At 41.7% G+C, this 22,933-nt stretch carries 21 protein-coding genes and 1 pseudogene; 7 read left to right on the forward strand and 15 right to left on the reverse strand.

Going from position 1 to position 22,933, the window contains the following annotated elements; translation table 11 throughout:
• Nucleotides 1-268 (forward strand): annotated as a pseudogene (locus tag B6A27_RS02065) (ISNCY family transposase); the annotation flags it as partial.
• Nucleotides 269-298: 30 nt separating this feature from the next.
• Here B6A27_RS02065 and B6A27_RS02070 read toward each other — a convergent pair.
• The 7 genes from B6A27_RS02070 to B6A27_RS02100 all read right to left on the reverse strand — a co-directional run bounded on the left by B6A27_RS02070 (nucleotide 299) and on the right by B6A27_RS02100 (nucleotide 9,443).
• Nucleotides 299-937 carry a hypothetical protein gene (locus tag B6A27_RS02070; RefSeq protein WP_080859907.1) on the reverse strand — a complete coding sequence of 213 codons (639 nt, stop codon included), beginning with the start codon at nucleotides 935-937 and terminating at the stop codon, nucleotides 299-301.
• Nucleotides 938-1,750: 813 nt separating this feature from the next.
• Nucleotides 1,751-2,935 (reverse strand): sugar ABC transporter permease, encoded by a 1,185-nt coding sequence (locus tag B6A27_RS02075; protein ID WP_044745246.1) that lies wholly within the window; start codon nucleotides 2,933-2,935, stop codon nucleotides 1,751-1,753.
• A gap of 1 nt (nucleotide 2,936) precedes the next feature.
• Entirely contained in the window at nucleotides 2,937-4,445 is a 1,509-nt protein-coding gene (locus B6A27_RS02080) for a xylose ABC transporter ATP-binding protein (protein WP_080859909.1), read from the reverse strand.
• A 78-nt stretch (nucleotides 4,446-4,523) separates the two neighbouring features.
• Nucleotides 4,524-5,603: a D-xylose ABC transporter substrate-binding protein gene (gene xylF, locus B6A27_RS02085; RefSeq protein WP_066147446.1), complete on the reverse strand. Its 1,080-nt coding sequence runs from the start codon at nucleotides 5,601-5,603 to the stop codon at nucleotides 4,524-4,526.
• 183 nt (nucleotides 5,604-5,786) lie between these two features.
• A complete protein-coding gene (locus B6A27_RS02090) occupies nucleotides 5,787-7,031 on the reverse strand; it encodes a response regulator (RefSeq protein WP_080859911.1) in 1,245 nt (414 codons plus the stop codon).
• Nucleotides 7,009-8,460 carry a sensor histidine kinase gene (locus B6A27_RS02095; RefSeq protein ID WP_080859913.1) on the reverse strand — a complete coding sequence of 484 codons (1,452 nt, stop codon included), beginning with the start codon at nucleotides 8,458-8,460 and terminating at the stop codon, nucleotides 7,009-7,011. The genes B6A27_RS02090 and B6A27_RS02095 overlap by 23 nt, the downstream gene beginning before the upstream one ends.
• Nucleotides 8,457-9,443 carry a sugar-binding protein gene (locus B6A27_RS02100; protein ID WP_066147441.1) on the reverse strand — a complete coding sequence of 329 codons (987 nt, stop codon included), beginning with the start codon at nucleotides 9,441-9,443 and terminating at the stop codon, nucleotides 8,457-8,459. Before B6A27_RS02100 ends, B6A27_RS02095 begins: the two co-directional genes overlap by 4 nt.
• 1,114 nt (nucleotides 9,444-10,557) lie before the next feature.
• Here B6A27_RS02100 and B6A27_RS02105 point away from each other — a divergent pair.
• Nucleotides 10,558-13,122, forward strand: a complete 2,565-nt coding sequence (locus B6A27_RS02105; protein ID WP_161491019.1) for an EAL domain-containing protein — start codon at nucleotides 10,558-10,560, stop codon at nucleotides 13,120-13,122.
• Between the two features lie 424 nt (nucleotides 13,123-13,546).
• On the opposite strand, the gene B6A27_RS02110 is transcribed toward B6A27_RS02105, so the two are convergent.
• Together B6A27_RS02110 and B6A27_RS02120 are read right to left on the reverse strand one after the other, a co-directional pair.
• Nucleotides 13,547-13,945 (reverse strand): sporulation protein, encoded by a 399-nt coding sequence (locus B6A27_RS02110; protein WP_066147437.1) that lies wholly within the window; start codon nucleotides 13,943-13,945, stop codon nucleotides 13,547-13,549.
• A gap of 753 nt (nucleotides 13,946-14,698) precedes the next feature.
• Entirely contained in the window at nucleotides 14,699-14,950 is a 252-nt protein-coding gene (locus B6A27_RS02120; protein WP_044745255.1) for a hypothetical protein, read from the reverse strand.
• Nucleotides 14,951-15,293: 343 nt separating this feature from the next.
• On the opposite strand from B6A27_RS02120, the gene cspD reads away from it, so the two are divergent.
• Complete coding sequence (gene cspD, locus B6A27_RS02125; RefSeq protein ID WP_044745256.1) at nucleotides 15,294-15,494, forward strand: cold-shock protein CspD; 201 nt, start codon at nucleotides 15,294-15,296, stop codon at nucleotides 15,492-15,494.
• A 314-nt stretch (nucleotides 15,495-15,808) separates the two neighbouring features.
• Here the strand turns inward: cspD and B6A27_RS02130 are convergent, their stop codons facing one another.
• Complete coding sequence (locus B6A27_RS02130) at nucleotides 15,809-16,036, reverse strand: zinc-finger domain-containing protein (protein WP_044745257.1); 228 nt, start codon at nucleotides 16,034-16,036, stop codon at nucleotides 15,809-15,811.
• Nucleotides 16,029-16,709, reverse strand: a complete 681-nt coding sequence (locus B6A27_RS02135; protein WP_044745258.1) for a ribonuclease H family protein — start codon at nucleotides 16,707-16,709, stop codon at nucleotides 16,029-16,031. Before B6A27_RS02135 ends, B6A27_RS02130 begins: the two co-directional genes overlap by 8 nt.
• A 342-nt stretch (nucleotides 16,710-17,051) precedes the next feature.
• On the opposite strand from B6A27_RS02135, the gene B6A27_RS02140 reads away from it, so the two are divergent.
• Nucleotides 17,052-17,444 carry an RNase H family protein gene (locus B6A27_RS02140; RefSeq protein ID WP_044745259.1) on the forward strand — a complete coding sequence of 131 codons (393 nt, stop codon included), beginning with the start codon at nucleotides 17,052-17,054 and terminating at the stop codon, nucleotides 17,442-17,444.
• Between the two features lie 16 nt (nucleotides 17,445-17,460).
• A complete protein-coding gene (locus B6A27_RS02145; RefSeq protein WP_080859918.1) occupies nucleotides 17,461-18,390 on the forward strand; it encodes a DMT family transporter in 930 nt (309 codons plus the stop codon).
• 15 nt (nucleotides 18,391-18,405) lie between these two features.
• Here the strand turns inward: B6A27_RS02145 and B6A27_RS02150 are convergent, their stop codons facing one another.
• Both B6A27_RS02150 and B6A27_RS02155 read right to left on the reverse strand, forming a co-directional pair.
• Nucleotides 18,406-18,678 (reverse strand): DUF6123 family protein, encoded by a 273-nt coding sequence (locus tag B6A27_RS02150; protein WP_044745261.1) that lies wholly within the window; start codon nucleotides 18,676-18,678, stop codon nucleotides 18,406-18,408.
• Between the two features lie 62 nt (nucleotides 18,679-18,740).
• The gene (locus B6A27_RS02155) at nucleotides 18,741-19,202 is read right to left on the reverse strand and encodes a divergent PAP2 family protein (RefSeq protein WP_066147431.1); all 462 of its coding nucleotides are present in this window, start codon (nucleotides 19,200-19,202) and stop codon (nucleotides 18,741-18,743) included.
• A gap of 77 nt (nucleotides 19,203-19,279) precedes the next feature.
• Between B6A27_RS02155 and sspL the strand changes: the two genes are divergently transcribed.
• Nucleotides 19,280-19,417: a small, acid-soluble spore protein L gene (gene sspL, locus B6A27_RS02160; protein WP_080859919.1), complete on the forward strand. Its 138-nt coding sequence runs from the start codon at nucleotides 19,280-19,282 to the stop codon at nucleotides 19,415-19,417.
• An 84-nt stretch (nucleotides 19,418-19,501) separates the two neighbouring features.
• On the opposite strand, the gene acnA is transcribed toward sspL, so the two are convergent.
• Entirely contained in the window at nucleotides 19,502-22,210 is a 2,709-nt protein-coding gene (acnA, locus tag B6A27_RS02165) for an aconitate hydratase AcnA (protein ID WP_066147426.1), read from the reverse strand.
• A gap of 206 nt (nucleotides 22,211-22,416) precedes the next feature.
• Here acnA and sspO point away from each other — a divergent pair, with 206 nt between their 5' ends.
• Nucleotides 22,417-22,566 (forward strand): small acid-soluble spore protein O, encoded by a 150-nt coding sequence (sspO, locus tag B6A27_RS02170; RefSeq protein WP_066147424.1) that lies wholly within the window; start codon nucleotides 22,417-22,419, stop codon nucleotides 22,564-22,566.
• Here the strand turns inward: sspO and B6A27_RS18980 are convergent.
• The coding region (locus tag B6A27_RS18980) for a transposase (RefSeq protein WP_236631766.1) at nucleotides 22,560-22,933 on the reverse strand (374 nt) is incomplete at its 5' end. The genes sspO and B6A27_RS18980 overlap by 7 nt on opposite strands.

The following is a 22,933-nucleotide window of genomic DNA, read 5'->3' on the forward strand; positions in this document are numbered from 1 at the left end:
AATAGCCGAACAGACAGGAATTTTTTTCGTTTCACCTATTAATCCTCGAAATAGCGATGAACGAAAAGATGCCTATGGTCGGATGATTCGTTCGTTTTTGAAAACAGAATTCGGAAAGTGGTTGTTTGGTTTTCGCAACTCGATTGAGCAGACATTTAATCAGTTAAAGAATGACGGATTAGAACAGCCGCGTTGGTATGGGTTTCATCGCTATTTACTGCATGTACAATTATGCATTCTTATGCACAATTTTGAGTTTTTACTCTAGTTTTGCAACACCTTCTTAAATTAAAAACCGTTAATCATCATATGATTCTACGTTATGGTTGTATCGTTTATTTTGCAAAACCTCTTTGTTTTTGGATATTACTTCAATTTCATACGTTTCATCGTTTTTAAGAAGAGAAGGTAGATTTTGAGAAACAATAACGTTATTCGTTAACTCCATCCAATCTTTTATTTCTTTCTCAGCAAAATCGGACTCAGAATAAGAGGATTTTAGAATGTATGTAATGGATTGGGGATTAAAGCCAATGGCAATGCCTATATATTTGTTACTTTCTCTTTTTAATTGCTTATCAATTTTCGATACGACGGACATCCATTTTCTTTCCCTTTCTGCTTGTTCAACATCGATTATTTTCACTTGAATGGATACATTGTGATCTTCCAACTCATTTTTGATGTAATTTTTTATAGCTTCTTTTGTATGGGACAGATTAGGCCCTTTGTTTGATAATTGTACGATCATTTCTTTATTTTTGGGGCTATACGACATAACTCCAATATGATAGCCTTTCCTATCTAATTCTTGTGAGAGCTTAGCTACATCAATATCTTCCTGCTCATTTTGATGTAAGCGAGATAAAAGATAGATTATTCCGACAATAAATAATAGGGATAATGCAGTAAAGCCAAATAATTGCTTTTTATTCATCTTATGTCTCTCCGTTTCTCATCACAAGTGTTGATGATCCATTTTTTACTAAAAATACGGAATGATATCGCTAGGCATCAAGCAATATCCATTAGTTTTTATTGGATTATCAACACACCTGTTTTCTCCTAATAAAAATTCTCGTAGCGCTAGAAAAAATAGATTCACTGATGACCCTCGTAATGAATGGTATCTGTCAAAACTCACGGTTAGAAGCGGAGCATTGCTCACATGAAGAGCAACATTGGGGAATCGAATTTTCGATCATGATGGCAAGCGCCACCGGTTAAAAATTCCCCCGTCCCATTGCCAAAGCCAATCAATCGTTACCTGCACAACTAATGAGAAGAAGGAAAAGCTGCATGGCTTTATTTACATTTCATTTTCGTTTTTTCTTACAACAAAGAGCGCTACAGCCTTGCCCCCATCCAAGAAGGCACCTGCACAGATTCGTACCGTTACATATAGGTTTTATTTTAACGATATTTCCATGCATCAACATTGTACCCTAACAGAACTATTCTAACAAGAAAGATTTATAAATTTGTATATATGGAACAAATATACTTTTTGTTGTTATATAGCTAAACAAAACTATTTCGCACACCATGAAGGGGCTCAATTGCGTTCCGACCGTGAGTTTTTACAGACATCGTTCGTTCCATCTTTATAAACATACTATAATCCCCTCGGCTATTGGGCACGAGAACCGCTTTGATCGCCGAGGGGAAGCTAAAAACGTGATATTTATCATTCCATTCTACCAAAAGGTTTGTTTTTCCCAAGTGTTGAAGATTGATGATCTGGCTCATTTTATGAACGAGCCTGTTTTTTTCGGCTAGCAATATCAATCCATACCGCGAGAACAAGAATGCTTCCTTTCACTATATACTGCCAAAATGTTTCCATTCCTAATAACGACATGCCATTATCAAGCGAGGTCATGACCATCGCCCCAATAATTGCTCCAATGATCGTACCTGATCCACCAACAAGCGAGGTTCCACCGATGACACACGCAGCAATGGCGTCAAGCTCATACATTTGCCCTGCTGAAATGGTGGCTGATGAAAGACGAGCAGTGAGTACGATAGCAGCAATGGCTGACAGTAAACCCGTAAAAACAAATAGAATCATCGTATGACGTTGAATATGAATTCCGGATAAACGCGCCGCCTCCGCATTGCCGCCAATCGCGTACACATGGCGGCCAAACGTTGTTTTATTCGCAATAAACGAAAAAATAAGCGCCAAGCCAATAACAAAGATAATCGGAAACGGAATACCTTTATAGCTGTTCATTGTGAATACAAATGCTACAATAAGGGCACTGATCGCCATTACTTTTGCCATTTCAAGAGAGAGGGGAGCTACAGAAAAACCGTAACGCTGCCGCGACCGCCGTTTTTGTATCGTTGAAATCACAAGAGCTGCAATCGCCACCACTGCTAAAACGACTCCAAAGCCATTGGTGAAATAAGCGCTCCCTAACGCAATAAAATTAGCGTCTGAAATAGGAACAGTCGTCGATTTCGTAATTCCCATGAGCACACCACGAAACACCATCATTCCACCCAGTGTTACAATAAAGGCTGGAATCGCTCGGTAGGCAACGAGCCATCCTTGCAGCATTCCAATCAACGCACCGGCTACGAGTGTACCTAAAATGACGACACTTGTGGGCATGCCCATCCAGTTGCTCAAAATAGCGGCAAGTCCTCCTGTTAAACCGACAATGGAACCAACGGAAAGATCAATATGTCCCGCCACAATGACAAATACCATACCAATCGCTAAAATGGCAGTAACAGACATTTGCGTAAATAAGTTAGAAAGATTTCGCGCACTTAAAAACGTATCATTTAAAAAGCCAAAAAAAATCCAAATCACCACTAACGCGCCAATCATCGTATAGGCGCGAATGTCTATTTTCCCCCATATCGGATCCCGTTTCTTTTCCACTGTATGTTCGTTATGGATGACCGTTTTTGCTTCCATACTATTTCCCTCCTGTCGCTGCCATCATAATATTTTCTTGCGTTGCTTCCTCGTGAGTAAACTGCTTAACGATCCGGCCTTCGCGCATAACGAGAATACGATCGCTCATTCCCAGGATTTCCGGGAGCTCTGATGAAATCATGATAATGGCTACACCTTCCTCAGCAAGCTTGTTCATTAAATGATAAATTTCATATTTAGCTCCAACATCAATCCCCCGCGTCGGTTCATCCAAAATCAAGATCTTCGGTTTAGCCATCAGCCATTTCGCCAAAACGACCTTTTGCTGGTTTCCTCCTGACAGCGTTCCGACTGGTGTTTCCAATGAAGTGGTTTTTGTTCTAAGCTCCTGGACATAATTTTGGCTCCACTTTAATTCTTCATTTTGATTAATGACGCCGAATTTACTCATATTTTTTAAGCTTGCAAGAGTTGTATTAGCTTTGACATCCATCCCGAGCACAAGTCCGAGACGTTTTCGATCCTCGGTAACAAGCGCGATCCCTTCACGAATCGCATCCTGCACAGTACGGATGCGCACTTTCTTTCCTTCAATCCATACTTCTCCTTCTACTTTTCCTTCATAAGCGCCAAATAAACTCATTGCCAGTTCTGTACGACCGGCTCCCATCAGCCCTGCAATACCGACAATTTCCCCTTTCCTTACGGATAAATCAATATCGTGATTGACTTTCATTGGCTTGTCTTTATGCCAAACTGAATAATGTTTAACTTCTAATACCACTTCTTGGGGATTCCGTTTCATATATGGATAACGCTCCGTCAATTCACGGCCAACCATTAATGAAACGATTTGATCCTCATTCGTTTTTGTTCTAGATAATGTGGCGATGGATTTGCCATCGCGCAAAACGGTAATCGAATCGGCTAAGCGAAACACTTCCGGCATTTTATGAGAAATATAAATGCAAGCGACCCCTTGACTCCGCAACTGTTCCAAAATGCCTAACAAAATTTCGACTTCGCTTTCTGTAAGCGCCGCTGTCGGCTCATCTAAAATCAAAATTTTCGCTTGCTTGGCCAGCGCTTTGGCAATTTCGACCAACTGTTGCTGGCCAATCCCTAATGACTGCATTTTGGTTTGCGGCGCAATGTCTAAACCTACCTTTTTCAGCCATTTTTCCGCTTCATAATACAGTTCATCCCATTGGACTATGCCAAATTTTTTAGGTTCACGTCCAAGAAACAGATTTTCACCGACGGTCATTTCTTTGACAAGGGCAAGCTCTTGATGGATAATAGCAATTCCTGCGTTCTCAGCATCAACAATATGGCGAAACATAACTTCCTGGCCATCAATGCGGATGGTTCCGGAATATGTTCCAACTGGATAAAGCCCGCTCAATACTTTCATTAAGGTGGATTTACCCGCACCATTTTCACCACAAAGAGCATGAATCTCTCCTTTTTTCACTTTAAAGCTGACACGATCAAGCGCTTTTACGCCGGGAAATTCTTTGGTAATGTCCATCATTTCTAACGCATACATATGCCTCACTCCCGTGCTATCAATCTCCTTTAAAAAGAAGGGGCTGGCCCTATAAGCCAATTCCCCTCCTCTGCGGCTTTATTGCTTCGGCCATTGATCCTTTGGAACATTTTTAAATACATCTTCAAGCTTTTGATATCCATCTTTAATGACCGTCTCCACAATATTATCTTTTGTGACTGCAATTGGATCTAACAGCACAGATGGAACATCAATTTTACCATTAGAAACGGTTTGGTTCGTGTCAATTTTTTCCCCTTTTGCAACCGCTACTGCCATTTCCGCCGCTTTTGTCGCAATTTCTTTAATTGGTTTGTATACAGTCATGGTTTGTGTTCCTTCTACGATACGCTGAAGCGCTGCCAGTTCTGCATCCTGACCGGAAACTGGTACTTTTCCTGCCAGCCCTTGAGCAGCGAGAGCTTGAATCGCACCACCGGCTGTTCCATCGTTCGCCGCAATAACGGCTTGAATATTATTGTTGTTTGCTGTCAACGCATTTTCCATATTTTTGAGAGCTTCTTCAGGCTTCCAATCTTTAGAGAACTGATCGTAGACAATCTTGATATCTCCTTTTTCCGCCAGTGGTTTTAATACATTCATCGCCCCTTCGCGGAATAAATGAGCATTGTTGTCTGTATCTGCACCGCCAATGTATACATAATTTCCTTTTGGCGCTTTTTCCACAATCGCTTTTGCTTGCATTTCGCCAACACGCACATTATCAAAAGAGATATAGTAGTCGACATCCGAATTTTTAATTAACCGGTCATACGAAATCACTTTAATTCCTTCTTTATGCGCTTTTTCTACAATCGCAGCGGATGCTTCTGCGTTATGCGGCACTACCACAAGAACGTCGACGCCTTCGGAAATCAGCTGTTCAGCTTGGCTTAGCTGGGCTGCATCGTCGCTGTTGGCCGCAAGCGTTTTTACCTCTGCACCAAGCTCTTTCGCTTTTGCTTCAAACATTTCTTTATCGTGCTGCCATCGTTCTTCTTTCAATGTATCGAGCGAAAAGCCGATCACAATCTTATCATCTTTTTTCTTTGCATTGTCAGCGGTTTCATTTCCCGATGAAACGACGCCGCATGCCGTGAGCGCGGATGCCAGCACAAACACCGCTGCCCCTTTTGCCGCCTGTTTCCACCATTTCACTCTGTATTCCCCCTTTAAAAGTTTCCCTAATTTTCAAATTAATCATAGCATGATCAAAGAAAGCGTTTTCTTCTAGCATTCTTCATTTCTTTGTCCGATCATCGCACAAATACCATACTTTACTTCCGTGATTTGCGAAATGGATAGCATTTTTTTGTCATGAGACAAAAAAATACAGACAATCTATGATGATCGTCTGTCAATGTGCTCCCGATATTGCTTTGGAGTCATCTTCGTTATTTTTTTAAAGACGCGGCTAAAATAGTTTGGATCTTTATAGCCGACATCATAACATATTTCTTTTATATTCAAGCTTGCGTCACGCAAAAGCTGCTTCGCTTTTTCAATCCGCAATCCTGTCACATAGTCGCTAAAGGTTTGGCCGGTTTGTTTTTTAAACAGCTTGCTGAAATAATGCGGAGTCAAATGGACTGATTGTGCCACCTCTTCAAGCGAAAGGTCCCGATCGTAATTTTCCTGCAAAAATTCTTCTACCTGTTCGATTACCGATTGCTGTTTGTCTACTGCCAGCGGCTTCCATTCCTCTGAGCTTGCAGTCAACGGTACATCAGCAATATGCTGAACCCGTCCAAACACCGGCAAATAATAAAGAGCGGCGGCGGCTTCTTGATACGATTGCTTCAAACCTATGATCCCTTTTTGAATGGTGCCAATTCCTATTTTGATTCTTATTTGCAGTATTTTTTCAAGCGGTTTCATAAGTTTTTGCGCAAACGAAACGGTTTTTCCCTCCCAATGATCATCAGATTTAAAAAAAATAGAAAATTGACGGTCTATAAGCGGGCTGCATAAGCAATGCCCCACCCCTTGAACATGGTGTTTCATGGCTTCCAGCGCTTCGGGGCGTTCAGGCATCGATTCTAATTGAACAGCTAAAGCAAAACCAGACTCTATTTCCATTGGAATCATTTGTTTTTCATCAAAATCGGCAATATGCCCCATCAAAAAAAGAGTAAAGGTGGACTCGCTGAGAGCATATAGCTTTGCCAGCTTTTCTTTTGTATCAAGCTCCGCTTCGCGCGCTTTTCTTTCAGCGTCAATTTCCGCTGTCAATTTTTTGAGCACCGAAACAATTTGCTCTTTTTTGACCGGCTTCAGTAAATATTCGCTAACCCCCAGCGAAATTGCTTCTTTTGCGTATGCAAAATAATCATAGGCGGTGACGATCACGATTTTCATCATCGCGTGTGTTTTGCGAATTTCGGCAATGGCCTCCAGTCCATGAATTCCCGGCATTTTAATATCCATAAATACAATATCAGGCTTGTGCTGTTCCACTTGTTGAATGGCACTGCGCCCATGCTCAGCATGAAAAATAACAAATTGATGGGGCAGCAGCCGTTCAATCATTAATTGCAATCCCTCCCTTTCAAGTGGCTCATCATCAGCGATTAGCAGCTTGTACATCCTTCTCTCCCCCTTCTCGTTTTGGCAACATCAAAATAATGGATGTGCCTTTATTGGGCGCGCTACAAATATCGACAATGTCTTCTGTGCCATAAAATAATCGAAGTCTGCGCAAAACGTTAGCCATTCCAAGCCCCGTCGAATGTCCCTTTTTAGAAAATGAATAAGATGACGATTGCAAAATCGCTTGGCGAACTTCTTCTTCCATCCCGGTTCCATTGTCACTTATGACAACATGGATGCGATCTCGCTTCTGACGAACAGATAAGCGAATCACTGCACCAGCCTCCATTCTTTCAATGCCATGAACAAAGGCATTTTCCAAAAGCGGCTGCAGCGTCAAGCAAGGGATGACTTGTCCAAGACATTCTTCAGCAATGTCGAGCTGAAACATAATTCGGTCGCGAAATCTCGCTTTTTGAATCGCAAAATATTCTTTAGCATGAGCCACCTCGTCTCGCAATGTAACAGGCTCATCAAGCTTGCGCAGATTGTAACGCAATAAATTCGAAGTGGAGATGGTTAGTTCGCTCGTTTGCTCTGCCCCTTCGATATAAGCGAGCTTGGAAATCACATTCAATGTATTGAATAAGAAATGCGGATTAATTTGGCTTTGCAGAGCCTTCAGTTCTAATTCTCGGACCAGCTTTTCTTTTTCTAATATTTCCATATTTTTCGAGATTAACGTACGCAAATTTTCCATCATTTGCTGGAAGGTTTGCCCTAGAAGTCCGATTTCGTCGTTCCCATCCATTTGCGGAATATGCGCATCCAGCTTTCCAGCCGAAATTTGCTTGGCGGCAAAGACGAGCCGATAAATTGGAATCACGATTGTTCGCGATAACCAGATGGCAAAAACGATGCTTAAAAGCGTTGTTAAAACAAATAATATTCTGCCAAGCTCATTCATTTTGCCAATATTGATTAACATCTGCTTATAAACAGGCTGATAGGCGCTTAATTCTAAATCAACAAGCGCCTGGCTATCCTCGCGAATAAACGTTGACACCTTTTCAATTTCATTATAGGGTTCTGCATAATCTGACAGCTGTTTGTTTACCATCATCTGCACAATGGATGCCTCTAACTCGATAAACACTCCTATCATGTGTTTATAGTTTTCTAGAGTTAAAGCATCATTTCCCTGCAGTTTGCGATGGCTAAGCTGCTGATGCAAATCTTCGAGCCGCTGCCGATGCTTCACAAGCAGGCGATAGTTTTTTTCGTCCTGATGAATCATATAACCACTTAAAAAACGCAAATTTTCTTGCATTTCAGACGAAACCTGTTTATATAAAAAAATGCGCTGCATCATAACATCATAGCTTTCCTGCACTTTTTTGCCGCTTTGAAAAATAAAGAAGGCGATCACATTTAAAAGCAGTACAAGCAGAGGGATAAAAATAAACAGTTTCATGCGTATTTTCATTCCGTTCCCTCCTGCTGAACATTTGTTTTGTCCACGATTTTTATCGCTGTAAAATGCTCTTTTTCAATGTGCTGGCCTGATAAATGCTTGACCATTAACTCAACAGCAGAATATCCCATATCATATGGCTGCTGGATAATCGTGGCCACAATTTGTCCTTGGCGGATCGCTTGCAGCGTTTCTGTGACATTATCAAATCCAAAAATCTGAACATCTTTGCGGTTTAAATTTTTCGTCGCCATTAGAATTCCAATAGCATCTAAGGCACTCGTTCCAACCATTACCGAGATATCAGGGTGCGCTCGCAGCATTTTTTCTGTTTGAATCGAGGCTTGGATTCGAGAAATATTGGAGGAAGCGATCGCTGCAATCGACAATAATGGATTTTGGGCAATGACTGAGCGAAAGCCTTCCAGACGAAGGTTCTGATTAGCTGACATATCACTTCCAATAATGACCCCAATTTTCTTTTTACCATTCACTCTAGAAATTACTGCTTGACCAAGCAACTTTCCCGCTTCAAGATTGTTTGTGCCGACATAAGAAAGGCGGCGACTGAGAGGGGCATCTGTATCAATTGTAATAACTGGGATTCCTTGTGCCATCGCTTTGTTAATTAACGGGGTAAACCGCACATCGTTTAAGCTTTGGACAATAATGCCGTCAACGCGGGACGCAATCGCTTTTTCTAACAGTTTCATTTGTTCATCCATGTTGGTCCTCAATGGACCAATATATTCCACATTGACATGATAATGTTTGGCTGCTTCTTTTGCCCCGCGTTCAATCTCTCGCCAATATAAATTATCAAGTTCTTGGGAAATCAAAACGAAATGAGGAAGGGCCGGTGAAGAATGAACCGTTTGCCGCAATTGCTCAACCGTTTTTTCGATTTTTTGCGTCGAAACCACAAATTGAATCAAAACATAGAGAAATAGAAAAAACAAAACGGCTAAGCTAATCGTCCATTTTTTATTTGTCATACTATTCACCCAATTTTACTATAATCCGTTTCGAAAGCGGTTACAAGCAAAAAAAATAGGATTTGATTCACTTTTGTTGACATGGATGGAAGTTATAAATTGATTATTTAGAACATAGTTTGATTTGATATTGTTAGTTGTTATATGAGGTTTGTGTCCCTTTCTTTTTCGGAGCTAACTCGTTTCATCTTAAATTTTTATTCATATAACTGAATTTTTTGATTTTAAGCGTTTTCCTTCTTTATTTTTCGACAAAACCGAAAAAAAACATGGTAATATGTAATTAGATGCGATTTGAAATAGGCTAAACGGCATGATGTCTAGCCTTTTTTCCAATCTAGCAAATTAATTTTTCGGCATTTACGACATGGAATTGGCTCAATTGCTATCGCTCAAAAGCAAAAGGCTCTCCATTCTTCTCGATGAAAACGGTCTGGTCCTCGCTTCTCTGTTCGCTGTTGAACCATTGACACGTGCAGTATAGCAGAGTCCTTCCTTTCATTTCCGCATACTCATATGCATGGACATATCCTCAAGCCATCATTTGTTCTGCTTGGGGATTGAAGGGATGGAGGCTTATTCATTTTAGTTATCCATTTTCCGAATCGCTGAACGTTTTGCAGACAAAAGAATGAGTCTAAAAGCAGCTTATATGAAGGACTTAATATAAAGGGTATATTGTTTTCCGGCCATTATACAATCGGGGAACGAATCGATTCACAGCCTGTTAATAGGTCTTAGGGCAGTATTGTTCAGCTGCGACCTTTATCTCATTCGCGTACCGAAGGCAAGTCCACACCAACTTGCCCTCAGATCGTCGATTTTCCAGTGACTATTCCATCTTTCAGTTGCATTTCTATCATTTTGTCTTATGTCACGTCATCTCTAGGCTCGCTGAAAAATCGACCTCTCAGGTGTACATAAACTAACGGGGACTGGGGAAACTCTCGTTTTTATCATTCTCTACATCAACGGCTGCTCTCAGCTAAGAATCGCTTGCTTTCATCTTTTCGTTATTTACGCAATGACACCATTTCGATTCATTGCTTGGCAGTCTATGAAAACGAAGTGCACAAATACACATACACTTACACAGATTGGGGTTGCTTTGTTTATGGAGATCCACTCATACGATTCGTCCTATATGCGATTCTATTTTTTTATGCCTGCCATGCAATTCATTTTAGATGAAAACGGGGATATCGTAGATGTCAACGAATTTGCTGCGCGCTACTTAGGGTATATGCGCACGGAGTTGATTGGAACATCGCCGTTTGCGCTCGTTCATCCGGAAGACCGGAAAAGGGTAAGGCACCGTTCTAAATGGCTGTTCCTTCATCAGCCAAATAACATTCATTCCCTTGAATTTAGAGCATTAAAAAAGAATGGCGAAATCATATTGATTCAACAAAATATGTCTCAGATGACCAGCGAAGACGGAAAAACGCTTTTTCTTATTTCGTGCCATCACATCCCGTCAGAAAAAAAAGCAAGGCAGCTGCTTACCGGACAAAAGAAGGTGCTGGAATTGATTGCGAAAGAGCTTCCTTTGTCCGATATATTAACTGAAATCTCCCGTACCGTCGAAGAAATCCGTCCCAACATTCTTTGTTCTATCCTATTAATGAATGATGAAACGAAAAAGCTTTATCATGCGGCTGCGCCAAGCCTGCCTGCTGACTATGTTGAAACGATCAATGGAATGGAGGTAAAAATGAACGCCGGTTCTTGCGGCACAGCAGCATACCAGCGCGATCTTGTGATCGTTTCTGATGTTCAAACAAGCCCGCTCTGGCAACGTTATCAAGCGTTAGCTCGATCGCATGGATTGCGAGCTTGCTGGTCCATTCCCATTTTTTCATCAACAAAAAAAGTGCTTGGAACTTTCGCTATGTACCATCGCGAGCCTTGTGAGCCCGATACTGAAGATATGGATCTCATCTATACGTTTTCATCCTTAGCTGGCCTAGCTATTGAACAAGCTCGAATGCGGGAGGAGCTTCAAGAAAGCCGACAGCATTATCAATCATTATTTGAATACAATCAAGATGCTGTATTTTCACTCCATTTAGACGGAACATTTTTTGCGGCTAATGGCGCGGCTGCGCAAATTACCGGATACTCTCGCCATGAATTGCTCAGCATGACATTGCATGATTTAGTCATAGGAGAAGATTGGCCGAAAACCATTGAAGCATTTGCCAACACAGCAGAAGGCTACTCCCGCCATGTCGATTTTCGTATTCAGCATAAAACAGGAACGATTTTATATTTAAACGCCACCTCGATTCCGATTTTTATCAATAAAAAAATTATCGGCGTTTCTGTGATTGCAAAAGATGTGACAGAGCGTGAGGAACGGGAAGAACGCATCCAGCAAATGGCTTATTACGATCCGTTAACTGGTTTGCCCAATCGGCGATTGTTCCCTGAACTCGTTCTCGCTGCCGTTAAGAAAGCCAGGGAAAACGGAAAAATGGCGGCCGTTTTATATATGGATATCGATCGCTTTAAATATGTCAACGACTCTCTTGGCCATAGCTTTGGCGATCAAGTATTGCAAAAAACAGCGGATTTAATTAAAAAATGTGTGGCTAATAGCGGCACAGTAGCAAGAATGGGCGGCGATGAATTTACCGTTATTTTGCCCAACCTCGATCATCAAGAGCAGGCAATCGACATAGCACAGCGTATTTTGCGAATGTTTCAAGATCCTGTCCAAATTGACGATTTAGAATTATTTTTGACGCTTAGCATCGGCATTTCCCTTTATCCGCAACATAGTGAAAACGTAGATGCATTAATTCAATATGCCGATATTGCGATGTATGAAGTAAAACAAAAGGGCAAAAACGATTACTATGTTTTCCAAGATGATCACTTAAAGAAAAAATTGCCGGACCTCATTTTGCTAGGAGATTTGCATAAATCCATTCGAAATCGCGAGTTATTTATTGTGTATCAGCCCATTATTGATGTAAAAACGACAAAAATTCGCGCGATGGAAACACTTGTCCGTTGGTATCATCCCGTTCACGGTACGGTTCCTCCAAGTGAATTTATCCCTTTAGCAGAAGAAACCGGCTTTATTGTCTCCATTGGCGAATGGGTCATTCGCCAGGCGTGTGAACAGCATGAAAAATGGAAAAAGATTGGATTGCCGCCCGTTCGAATTGCCGTCAATATTTCTGTGAAAGAACTGCAAGACCAGCATTTTGCCAAAAGAGTGGAAGCCATTCTCTCACAAAAGCAGATATCGCCAGAATATTTAGAGCTTGAGATTACCGAAAGCCTTATGATTTATAATGAACCGATCATCTTAAATAACTTAATGCGGATGAAAGAGATTGGCGTGCGGCTTTCCATTGATGATTTTGGGACAGGCTACTCATCGCTGGCATACTTAAAGCGGCTGGATGTGGATACGGTTAAAATCGACCAATCTTTTATCGCCGATTGTCCCCGCTCTTATTACGGAAGCGTGATTACAACGACCATTATTTCGCTGGCACACCACCTTGGAATGAACGTGATCGCTGAAGGGGTTGAGCATCTCGATCAATTTCGTTACTTAGAGGAAAAAGGTTGCCAAGAAGCGCAAGGGTACTTGTTCAGCAGACCGCTGCATCCAAAAGAAGCGACTAAGCTATTATTTCAAGGAATTCGCCATCTTTATTAGCAACCGATCAACGGATAATCGCCATTCCTGTATATATTAAACGTTTTCCTGTCTATCTGTCGTTGTTTTCGACGGCTATCTCCCTAAACACCAAACCGATTCTTGGGACTGATGTGTGGATCTTGGAAAAGACAAAGAGTCACCCATTTTATGACCAAGTCAGCCAGAGTCGTTTTGCTCATCATTTTTGACAATGGAGTGTGTGCTGGAGTCAAAAAGACGTTTGCGCACAATGCTGGCTAGATCGTGATTACAAAGGGATGAAGGATGGCAATCCATTTGCCCTATCTCTTACTCTATGCTTCTTTGCATAATTGATAAACCAAAAAACAAAAACCCACACATTCCTCGATCCATTCGAGATGTATGTGTGGGTTTCCGAATTGATATAAGGCAGCAAATCATGTAAGCGTTGTCAACACCTTTATTTTTTCACAATTTGAATGTAATCAAAATCTAATGTATCAATAGCGTCTTCGATGTGCAAACGTGTGATAAAGCGATATGAAACCCCCAGCTGCGAAGGAAGAATATCTTCAGGGATTTGATAGGAAAAAGGCAAAAATTTTTTTTGTTCCTCTTTAATGATAAACTCCCCAGCAATTGGAATGGTCGCAATGACCGTATCTTCTTCCTTTCCATCTCGCAGCATTTTGCAAACAAAATCGACATCAAGCTTCTTAATTTTCTGCTCCACTGTGCCGCCGCGAATATACAGCTGCCCTTCAATCACATCTCCGGGATGAAGTATATTTTTATTTAAAAGCAGATCCACATATGCTGAACCAACACCTAGTTTGGACATCATTTTCCGCAATAGCATCCTCTTGTCACCTCTTACATTATCTTTTATACTCTTTCTTTATTAATGTGAACGATATAACATACGTTTGTCACTCCGATCTTGTTTCATTTTCTTGTCTATATAGCAAAAAAAAGATAAAAGACCCATGCCATTTAAGCAAAGGTCTGAGCGCTTATCGAGAAAATGACAGCGCTTCCATCACTTTCTATTTTCTAATTTATTCCATAAAACCATTTTGTCAATATAAAATTTATCCGCCAACATGCAATTGGCAGATAGTGAGAATCATCTTCAGAAAATCGACGATCAAAGACAAACCACGGCGTCCCTCTATGAGGTAAATGCATGACAAAACTCCAAACAAATCCCGCTCGTTTCATCCCGTCCATCGGTCTAAGAAACGAGCGGATGGTCGAGCCACGCCGCTTCACAGAACCATTGATGGGGACTGTTCTAGCCTTTATCAAGCCGATTCATAACGAAAAGGCAAGTGGTTGTACTTGCCTTCCGATCGTGTGTTTGATGGATATCGCCCGTTTCATCTTTCCGTTACATGATTGAGCTAGCGCAAAGGCAACATGGAGCGAGACAAAACCCCGCATCCCCACCCCGTTATGAGCTGAGAGACCTCTCGGTGGATGATGTTAAATAAACATGCTAAACGACAGCCAATATTCACCTTCGTTCACAGCTTTTTCTTCCATTGCTCCCACATATGATGTTCGCCATCCTTTGGCGCGTCCGATTAGAAAGATTGTATACACTTTGGAATTACTCGTAAACATTTTGGTTTTCAATAACATAATCCACCCGAATAACAGGAACATCATGCTGCTCCAGTTCAGCGACGATCATCCCTACATGATCATTGTAAATACAAAACGTCTGCTGTCCTTTTTGAAAAGCTGTTTCGCCATATGAAAGAACGGTATGATAAAGCTTACGCACATCAACATTCTGTGTCTTCACTCGTCTTCCTAAATGGATAATCACTTCTTTTCCAGCGATTTTTCCACGATACATACGCAATATCCCCCTTTGCACTTGTATTCTCAATATATGATAAGTGCTATATATTCATACGCGCTTCTTTTTATGTCTTAATCAAGTAATTCGCCAGTCACACGGCATTCCCCTTTTGGATTAGAATATTACCAAAAAATTTGCAAATTTTTTCTGAATTTCACTCTCTTTTCCTTGACGATGACGTTGCATTAGTGTATAGTAAAAACATCATTTAACAGAATATATTTCAACCCAAGCAGCACGCACGTTCACCTTAGACCGCTGTGGAGTATATTCCGTTATTTGATAAAATTTTTTAATTAGCCATAGGTGCTAAAGGTATTAGGAGGAATTAAGTATTATGCAAAACGGTAAAGTAAAATGGTTCAACAATGAAAAGGGTTATGGGTTCATTGAAGTGGAAGGTGGAGCTGATGTATTTGTTCACTTCACAGCAATCCAAGGTGACGGCTACAAAACATTAGAAGAAGGCCAAGAAGTTTCCTTTGAAATCGTACAAGGAAACCGCGGACCTCAAGCAGCTAACGTTGTAAAATTATAATCAAGCGCTCGTTGACATAGAAGTAAGACGAAAGCGAAAAAGCCAAGGGCTGACCTAACAGCGGTAGGTTAGCCCTTTTTTGCTGCTACCAACGCAGACAACAGATGATTCGTTCATATGGACAGATCAAGCTGAAAAAGAATGTCCGATCCTGCGCTGCCCATGATTCAAACAACTGTTCGCTCTGTCATCATCAAGCTGCAGTGCATGATATCTTGTTATCTCGGCCATTTCCTTTTTCATTGCTTTCTTTCCAGCGAATGCACCCTTTAAATACAAGCATCGAACTAAGATAATCTCTAAAAGGGTAACGCCTATCTCTCCTGATAAGAGCTTGAGGAAACCGTGAGCAGCATCTCCCCATATTGCTTAATTTGCTCTCCCACCGTACAACAGGTAATACAAAAAGACTGCGCTGATCTTTTTCCTTCTTCCTTACGCAGTGTGTTTTTTATAAAGCAGCCATCACAATATGTAGAATGAAGATCGTTTAGTTTCGCCAGTATCTCTTTTCGTTTCGCTAATTTTTTCTCCCTATTCATCTGCATTAGTTCCTTTCTTTGTAAGTTCAATTGTGCTTTCAATGATTTTTCCTTCAAGTGCCTGACGCGCCAGCTGATCCGCTTCCTTATTTTGCTTTCGAGAAATTGGTTCATAAATCGGATGAATACCGAGCTCCTTCAGTTTGGCTTCAATTCGGTCAAGCCACGCACTATAGTCCTTTTCAAAGCAAGGCCATGCACCAGACAGCTGATTCAGCACAACATGAGAATCGCCGCGGAAGACAACCGGCAAATGATGGACTCCCATTTCTTCAAGAGTTTGTACAACCGACCAAAAAGCAGCGTATTCCGCCTCGTTATTTGATTTTAATTCATAAAGACGGCGATTCATGCGAAATCGATATGGCTGATGATTTTGATGGTAATAGATCACCGCCCCGATTCCCGCTTCTGATGTTTCGTTATCAAAGCCCCCATCAAAATAAGCAATAATATCATGAGGTTCGCTTTCCACTTCTTGCAATAGCTTAACGAGCTCTTTTTTCGTCCATGACGTATTTTGCCGATCAATAAACACTAAGTCCTTCACACGTCCCGTTTTCTCAAAATCCTCCGCCATCCATAACGCCTTCTCCGCTTCAAGAAGCTCCGAAGTTAATATAATTTCTTGTTTTTTAGGAGTTATATATGTCCATTGAATGATTACATCCATTTTTGTCATCCTTCCGCCATTGTTCTTCTTTTATTATATATCAAACAAACGTACGAAATAACTGCTTATGGTTAACAAAAAAATATAGAAATTTCCTAAAAATGATGATAAAGTAGCAATAGTTCTTCATATGCGCTTCACTCGTAACCGATATAAGTTCAGGTTAAGAAATCGATATTTTCGTGAATACAGAAGAAAAGGCTGCCTCTATTTAGCTAGATGGCTATTTTTCGACTTCGGTAAGCTAAAAACCAGCTTGCGGCATATGCGACTTCTCATGGATGATGCCGCGCACCGACCTGTGTTTAGCGAGGCTATTTCACACGACGGAGGGATGAACACTTGATTGAAGTATATATTGATGGAGCAAGCGCCGGCAATCCTGGGCCTTCAGGTGCCGGAATTTTCATTAAAGGAAATGGAACAGTAGAACAATATTCGATTCCGCTCGGTATCATGTCAAATCACGAGGCAGAGCTCTATTCTTTCATTAAAGCACTTGAAATTTGTGTGGAAAAAGGTTATCGCGTCGTTTCCTTTCGCACAGACTCTCAGCTCATTGATGATGCAGTCGAGAAGGAATATATAAAAAATCGGCAATACGCCCCGCTTTTACAGCAAGCCCTCCTATTAACGAAAAAATTGGATTTATTTTTTTTAAAATGGATTCCGAGCAAGGACAATCATGTCGCTGATGAACTGGCTCGACAAGCAATTCATAAAAATAAATCCTAGTTAAGGGGGAGAAACATTGAAAAAGCAATGGATCGCCGATGCTAGCCTACTGGCTGTTACGTTTATATGGGGAGCGACATTTGTTGTTGTTCAAAATGCGATCTCCTTTCTTGAACCGCTTTCCTTTAACGCTGTACGCTTTTGGATCGCAGGCATTTGTTTGCTTATTTGGCTGCTTCTATTTCAACGATCTTCGTTACAACATTTTAATCGCTCGCTTTTATATGCCGGATTTTGGATGGGGCTGTGGCTGTTTAGCGGTTATGCGTTGCAGACAATAGGGCTCTTATATACAACATCTTCAAAGGCCGGTTTTATTACCGGTCTTAGCGTTGTATTAGTGCCGCTATTCTCTTTCTTTTTTTTAAAACAAAAGCCAACCGCTAATGCCGTATTTGGCTCGATTATCGCTGCATTCGGCTTATATTTTTTAACGATGGAACGAGCCGAATTATCGATTAATCAGGGCGATGTGTTCGTTTTCTTTTGCGCTGTTTCATTCGCCATGCATATTATTATCACGGGAAAATACTCTGCACATTATCCAACGCTTTTGCTGACGATTATGCAAATCTTTACTGTCGCTGTCATGTGCTCCATTGGCGCCTTTTTGTTTGAAGATGCCCCCAATATGTGGAATGGCGCTATTTTAGCGAAGCGGCAAGTATGGACAGCTCTGCTGATTACATCGCTGTTCGCCACTGCTGCTGCTTTCCTTATTCAGACAAACTTTCAAAAATACACAACAGCTGCCCGTGTAGCGCTTATCTTTGCAATGGAGCCCGTATTCGCCGCTGTAACCGCCTATATTGGGGCAGGAGAACGGCTTTCCGTTTCTTCTATCATCGGATGCGTTGGCATTTTGTGCGGTATGATCGTGTCAGAAATTCCGATTTTTTCATGGTTCTCCAAACGAACGCTTACACAAGGAAATCCTCGAACCTAACCTTCGAGGATTTTTTTAGTCAATCAATCCTTTTTCTTTCATGAATAACTGTACCTGCTGGCGCGTTTCCAGCCTCTGTTGGCAAAACTCTTCAAGCAGCGAAAGAAAAAAGCTGCCGTCAAACTGCTTTTGAATTTTTAGCGTCCACTCCAGAGCCATAATGGTTAGTTCATCACTTGCTTGCACATATTGCTTTCCGAACTGAACAAAACGAAAAACATCTTCATGGAAACGGAAGCCCTTGCTCTCTAAAAAAAGAAAATATTGTTCGATTGTTTGCTTTCTCATACACGGATCTCCCTATGGTAGATTCGCTTTCATCTTAACTCATTTTGCTCATTATGGCTAGCTTATTTTTTATTTGTTCGTTGATATGAAAAACAGCCTGTGGCTATTCCAAGCAAAGCGCCAGCCATCACTTCGATTGGCTGATGCCCAAGACGCTCGCGGATCCATTCTTTTTTCTGCTCATACCATTTTTGCTTTGGGCTTTGTTCAAGTCGCATGACTTCCTCGGCCAAATCATTCAACCGAATCGCTAGCTCCCCCGCCTGCCGCCGCACGCCCTGAGCATCATACATGACAATAAGACCGAACAACGCAGCCAAAGCAAAATCAATGGTTCGCATTCCTTTTTTTAATCCAATAAATGTAGCAAGCGAAGTAACACCGGCAGAATGAGAGCTGGGCATTCCCCCTGTCTCAAAAAAATACTTCCAATCCCACTGTCCAGTCTCTCTTTTTTTTAACGGGATTTTTAGGAATTGTGCAAAAGCGATTGCTGACAAAGCTGTCTTTAATGCTTGATTCATCTTTTTTTCCCCTTTCATGTGTCCTAAACATATTTTTTTCATAACTAGGCAACACTATCCGCGGAGGTGAACGGAAAATGGCGAAAAACGGAGGAACAAACCGCGGGACAAAGACCCCTGGCGTAAATCCCCAAGGATACGGGCAAGATGCAACATTTTCTCCAGATCCAAAGAGTGAACTTGAAAGCGCAGCAAAACGAAGCAATACGAAATAGCGCAATTAAAAGCTTGAGGTGGAAGGGATGCGTAAAATGGCTGTAGACAAAGTCCAATGGACTTTGTCTACAGCCATTCTCTTATTATTTATGCAATTTTTCACGCAAGACCATTTGCAAGATTCCGCCATGGCGATAGTAGTCGATTTCCACTTCGCTGTCAAAGCGCACAAGCACTTCGAATTCCTTCTTGTTTCCAGCTTCATCTGTCGCGGTTACTTTTACATAATCACGCGGTTTCACATTTTCATCAATGTGAATTTCAAATGTTTCTTTTCCGGTAAGCCCTAATGTTTCAGCATTTTCTCCCTCTTTAAATTGAAGCGGCAATACTCCCATGAGGACGAGGTTGGAGCGGTGAATGCGCTCAAAGCTTTCAGCAATCACCGTTTTAATTCCTAACAAGAATGTACCTTTCGCCGCCCAGTCACGAGAGCTTCCCATTCCGTAATCTTTACCAGCAATAACAACAAGACCCGTGCCGTCTTGTTTATATTTCATGCAGGCATCGTAAATCGACATGACTTCACCAGTTGGCCAATATGTTGTGTAGCCCCCTTCTGTACCAGGAGCAATCTGGTTGCGGATGCGAATATTCGCAAACGTACCGCGCATCATCACCTCATGGTTACCGCGCCGTGAACCGTAAGAGTTGAAATCTTTCGGCTCGACGCCTTTAGAAATCAGATACTGGCCTGCTGGAGTGTTTTTGCCGATCGATCCGGCCGGAGAAATATGGTCAGTTGTGACAGAATCGCCAAACTTGCCTACTACGCGCAAGCCTGCGAGCGGTTGTACTTGGCGAACGTCTGGAGACAACCCTTCAAAGAACGGAGGATTTTGAATATATGTGGAATCCTCGTCCCATTGATAGAGCGGTTCATCCGTTGTCTCGATTTCATTCCAGCGTTGATTATCATCGAACACACGCTCATACTCCTTGCGGAACAATTCTGGTGTTACGGTTTGCTTCACTACTTCTTTTATTTCTTCCGTTGTTGGCCAAATATCGCTAAAGTACACATCGTTTCCGTCTTTATCCTTGCCAATTGGATCGTTAAGAAGATCGATATCAACCGTACCTGCTAGCGCATAAGCTACTACAAGCGGAGGAGATGCTAGGTAATTCCCTTTAACAAGCGGATGAATCCGGCCTTCAAAGTTACGGTTTCCGGAAAGAACGCTTGTCACTAACAAATCATTTTCCGCAATTGCTTTCTCAAGCTCTGGAGCTAGCGGACCGGAGTTACCGATACACGTTGTACAACCGTATCCAACAATATTAAAGCCAATTTGCTCAAGGTATGGAAGCAAACCAGAATCTTTTAAGTATCCAGTAACAACCTTAGAACCAGGAGCTAATGACGTTTTGACATATTTTGGAACATTCATTCCTTTTTCAACTGCTTTTTTCGCTACTAATCCGGCACCTACTAACACATACGGGTTTGACGTATTCGTACAGCTTGTTATCGCAGCGATGGCGATCGCACCTGTTTTCATTTTAACTTCTTCGCCATTTAATGCGACCGTTATTTCTTTCTCAAGATCTGCCTCTGTTAATCCAAAGCCTTGGTTTCCTTGCGGAGCTTTTATTGCTTCACGGAACGAGCTTTGCATTTTAGAAAGCGGAATCAAATCTTGTGGACGCTTTGGTCCGGAAAGATTGGCTTCAATTTCAGATAGGTTGAGTTCAACCACATCTGTGAATGTCGGTTCTTCTGCATCTGGTGTATAGAAGAGACCGTTTGCTTTACAATACGCTTCCACCACTTGAATATGATGCTCATCTCGTCCTGTTAACCGCAAATAATCAAGCGCTTCAGCATCTACAGGGAAAAAGCCGCATGTCGCTCCATATTCTGGCGCCATATTCGCGATGGTCGCACGGTCAGCGAGAGGCAGAGTAGCCACACCAGGGCCGAAAAATTCCACAAATTTGCCGACTACGCCTTTTTTACGAAGCACTTGTGTTACTTTTAAAGCAAGATCCGTAGCTGTTGTCCCATTTGGTAATTTTCCCGTCAAACGAACGCCGATAACCTCAGGAACAGGGAAATAAGAAGGCTGTCCAAGCATTCCCGCTTCCGCTTCAATTCCGCCGACGCCCCATCCAAGGACACCGATACCGTTAATCATCGTTGTATGGGAGTCAGTTCCAACAAGCGTATCAGGAAATGCTTCATATTCGCCGTTTTCTCCTTCTACTGCATGAACGACGTTCGCCAAATATTCTAGGTTCACTTGGTGAACGATTCCTGTTGCTGGTGGCACCGCACGATAGTTATTAAACGCCTTTTGAGCCCATTTTAAAAATTTATAGCGCTCAGCGTTTCGTTCAAATTCTAGATTCATATTGTATTGAAGAGCATCATCACTGCCTGCTCTGTCCACTTGAACAGAGTGGTCGATCACAAGATCCACTGGAATTTCAGGATTGATTTCATATGGATCTCCGCCGATATCCGCCATCGCTTTGCGCATAGATGCCAAATCAACAACAGCAGGAACACCAGTAAAGTCTTGCAAAATAACACGAGACGGCTTAAACGGGACATCGATCTCCTTTAATTCGTCCGTTCCCCATTTTGCTAAATTTTCCACATGCTCTTTTGTAATGACACGCCCGTCTACTTGCCGAAGCACTGATTCTAATAAAACTTTGACGGAATAAGGTAAACGGGAGATGTTACCGATTCCCGCTTCTTCAAGCGCTTGTAAACGATAGTAGTTATATTTTTTACCGTTTACCTCAAATGAAGTGCGGGCTTGAAATACATCTTGTTTTGCCATATGTATTACCCCCTCAATCAATACTATACTATTTTTTCACATAAATGTCGAAAAAATAGTACGAATTCTCCCAAAACCCGTAAAATTGGTACGCTTTTATCTTATTATAAGCACTATGAATTGTAAATAATTATTCCCTCGTTTCTCCTTTTCAGAGAATAAATTTCCCTCTCCTTCGCAAACTATAGTAGGGAGGTGAAAGGAGAATGGGAAAGCGGAAGGCCCATCATGTCATTCCGGGCATGAACGCAGCAAAGGCGCAAGGAATGGGAGCTGGCTACGAAGAGGAATTTGCCAATGAACCATTAACGGAAGCAGAACGCCAAAACAATAAAAAGAGAAAAAAGAATCAATAACCCTTCTTCGCCGCTGCGAAGTGAGCAGCAGAATAAAAGGGGCTGTCTGATAAGTCCCTAAAATGAAACAAGTGGAGAAAAACGAGCCGTTTTTCTCCACTTGCTTTTGTATTTTTTCGATTTTTCTTCGAAAGTAGCTGGCGGATGCCTGCTACTTTCAGTATGTTGTGGGCTAACGCCACAATCCCAAACTCGACATGTACCTTGTCGAGGCCCCGCAAAGAAAATCTGCGGAACGACCGATTGCCCTTGATGTGACCGAACACACTTTCTACTTCGACTTTGCGCCGAGCGTAGATGGCGGCTTTCTCTTCACATTCAAGGGCTGTTTTTGCCTTCGCTTTCATTTCTTCGAAGACGGTATTCC

It is taken from the genome of Anoxybacillus sp. UARK-01, assembly GCF_002075365.1.
Lineage (GTDB): Bacteria > Bacillota > Bacilli > Bacillales > Anoxybacillaceae > Anoxybacteroides > Anoxybacteroides rupiense.

Bases quoted from the DNA above. Each gene is read 5' to 3' on its own strand.
- B6A27_RS02070 (WP_080859907.1), bottom strand. From the start codon at position 937: ATGAATAAAAAGCAATTATTTGGCTTTACTGCATTATCCCTATTATTT.
- B6A27_RS02075 (WP_044745246.1), bottom strand. From the start codon at position 2,935: ATGGAAGCAAAAACGGTCATCCATAACGAACATACAGTGGAAAAGAAA.
- B6A27_RS02080 (WP_080859909.1), bottom strand. From the start codon at position 4,445: ATGTATGCGTTAGAAATGATGGACATTACCAAAGAATTTCCCGGCGTA.
- B6A27_RS02090 (WP_080859911.1), bottom strand. From the start codon at position 7,031: ATGTACAAGCTGCTAATCGCTGATGATGAGCCACTTGAAAGGGAGGGA.
- B6A27_RS02095 (WP_080859913.1), bottom strand. From the start codon at position 8,460: ATGAAAATACGCATGAAACTGTTTATTTTTATCCCTCTGCTTGTACTG.
- B6A27_RS02100 (WP_066147441.1), bottom strand. From the start codon at position 9,443: ATGACAAATAAAAAATGGACGATTAGCTTAGCCGTTTTGTTTTTTCTA.
- B6A27_RS02105 (WP_161491019.1), top strand. From the start codon at position 10,558: ATGGAGATCCACTCATACGATTCGTCCTATATGCGATTCTATTTTTTT.
- B6A27_RS02110 (WP_066147437.1), bottom strand. From the start codon at position 13,945: ATGCTATTGCGGAAAATGATGTCCAAACTAGGTGTTGGTTCAGCATAT.
- B6A27_RS02120 (WP_044745255.1), bottom strand. From the start codon at position 14,950: ATGTATCGTGGAAAAATCGCTGGAAAAGAAGTGATTATCCATTTAGGA.
- cspD (WP_044745256.1), top strand. From the start codon at position 15,294: ATGCAAAACGGTAAAGTAAAATGGTTCAACAATGAAAAGGGTTATGGG.
- B6A27_RS02130 (WP_044745257.1), bottom strand. From the start codon at position 16,036: ATGAATAGGGAGAAAAAATTAGCGAAACGAAAAGAGATACTGGCGAAA.
- B6A27_RS02135 (WP_044745258.1), bottom strand. From the start codon at position 16,709: ATGGATGTAATCATTCAATGGACATATATAACTCCTAAAAAACAAGAA.
- B6A27_RS02150 (WP_044745261.1), bottom strand. From the start codon at position 18,678: ATGAGAAAGCAAACAATCGAACAATATTTTCTTTTTTTAGAGAGCAAG.
- B6A27_RS02155 (WP_066147431.1), bottom strand. From the start codon at position 19,202: ATGAATCAAGCATTAAAGACAGCTTTGTCAGCAATCGCTTTTGCACAA.
- sspL (WP_080859919.1), top strand. From the start codon at position 19,280: ATGGCGAAAAACGGAGGAACAAACCGCGGGACAAAGACCCCTGGCGTA.
- acnA (WP_066147426.1), bottom strand. From the start codon at position 22,210: ATGGCAAAACAAGATGTATTTCAAGCCCGCACTTCATTTGAGGTAAAC.
- sspO (WP_066147424.1), top strand. From the start codon at position 22,417: ATGGGAAAGCGGAAGGCCCATCATGTCATTCCGGGCATGAACGCAGCA.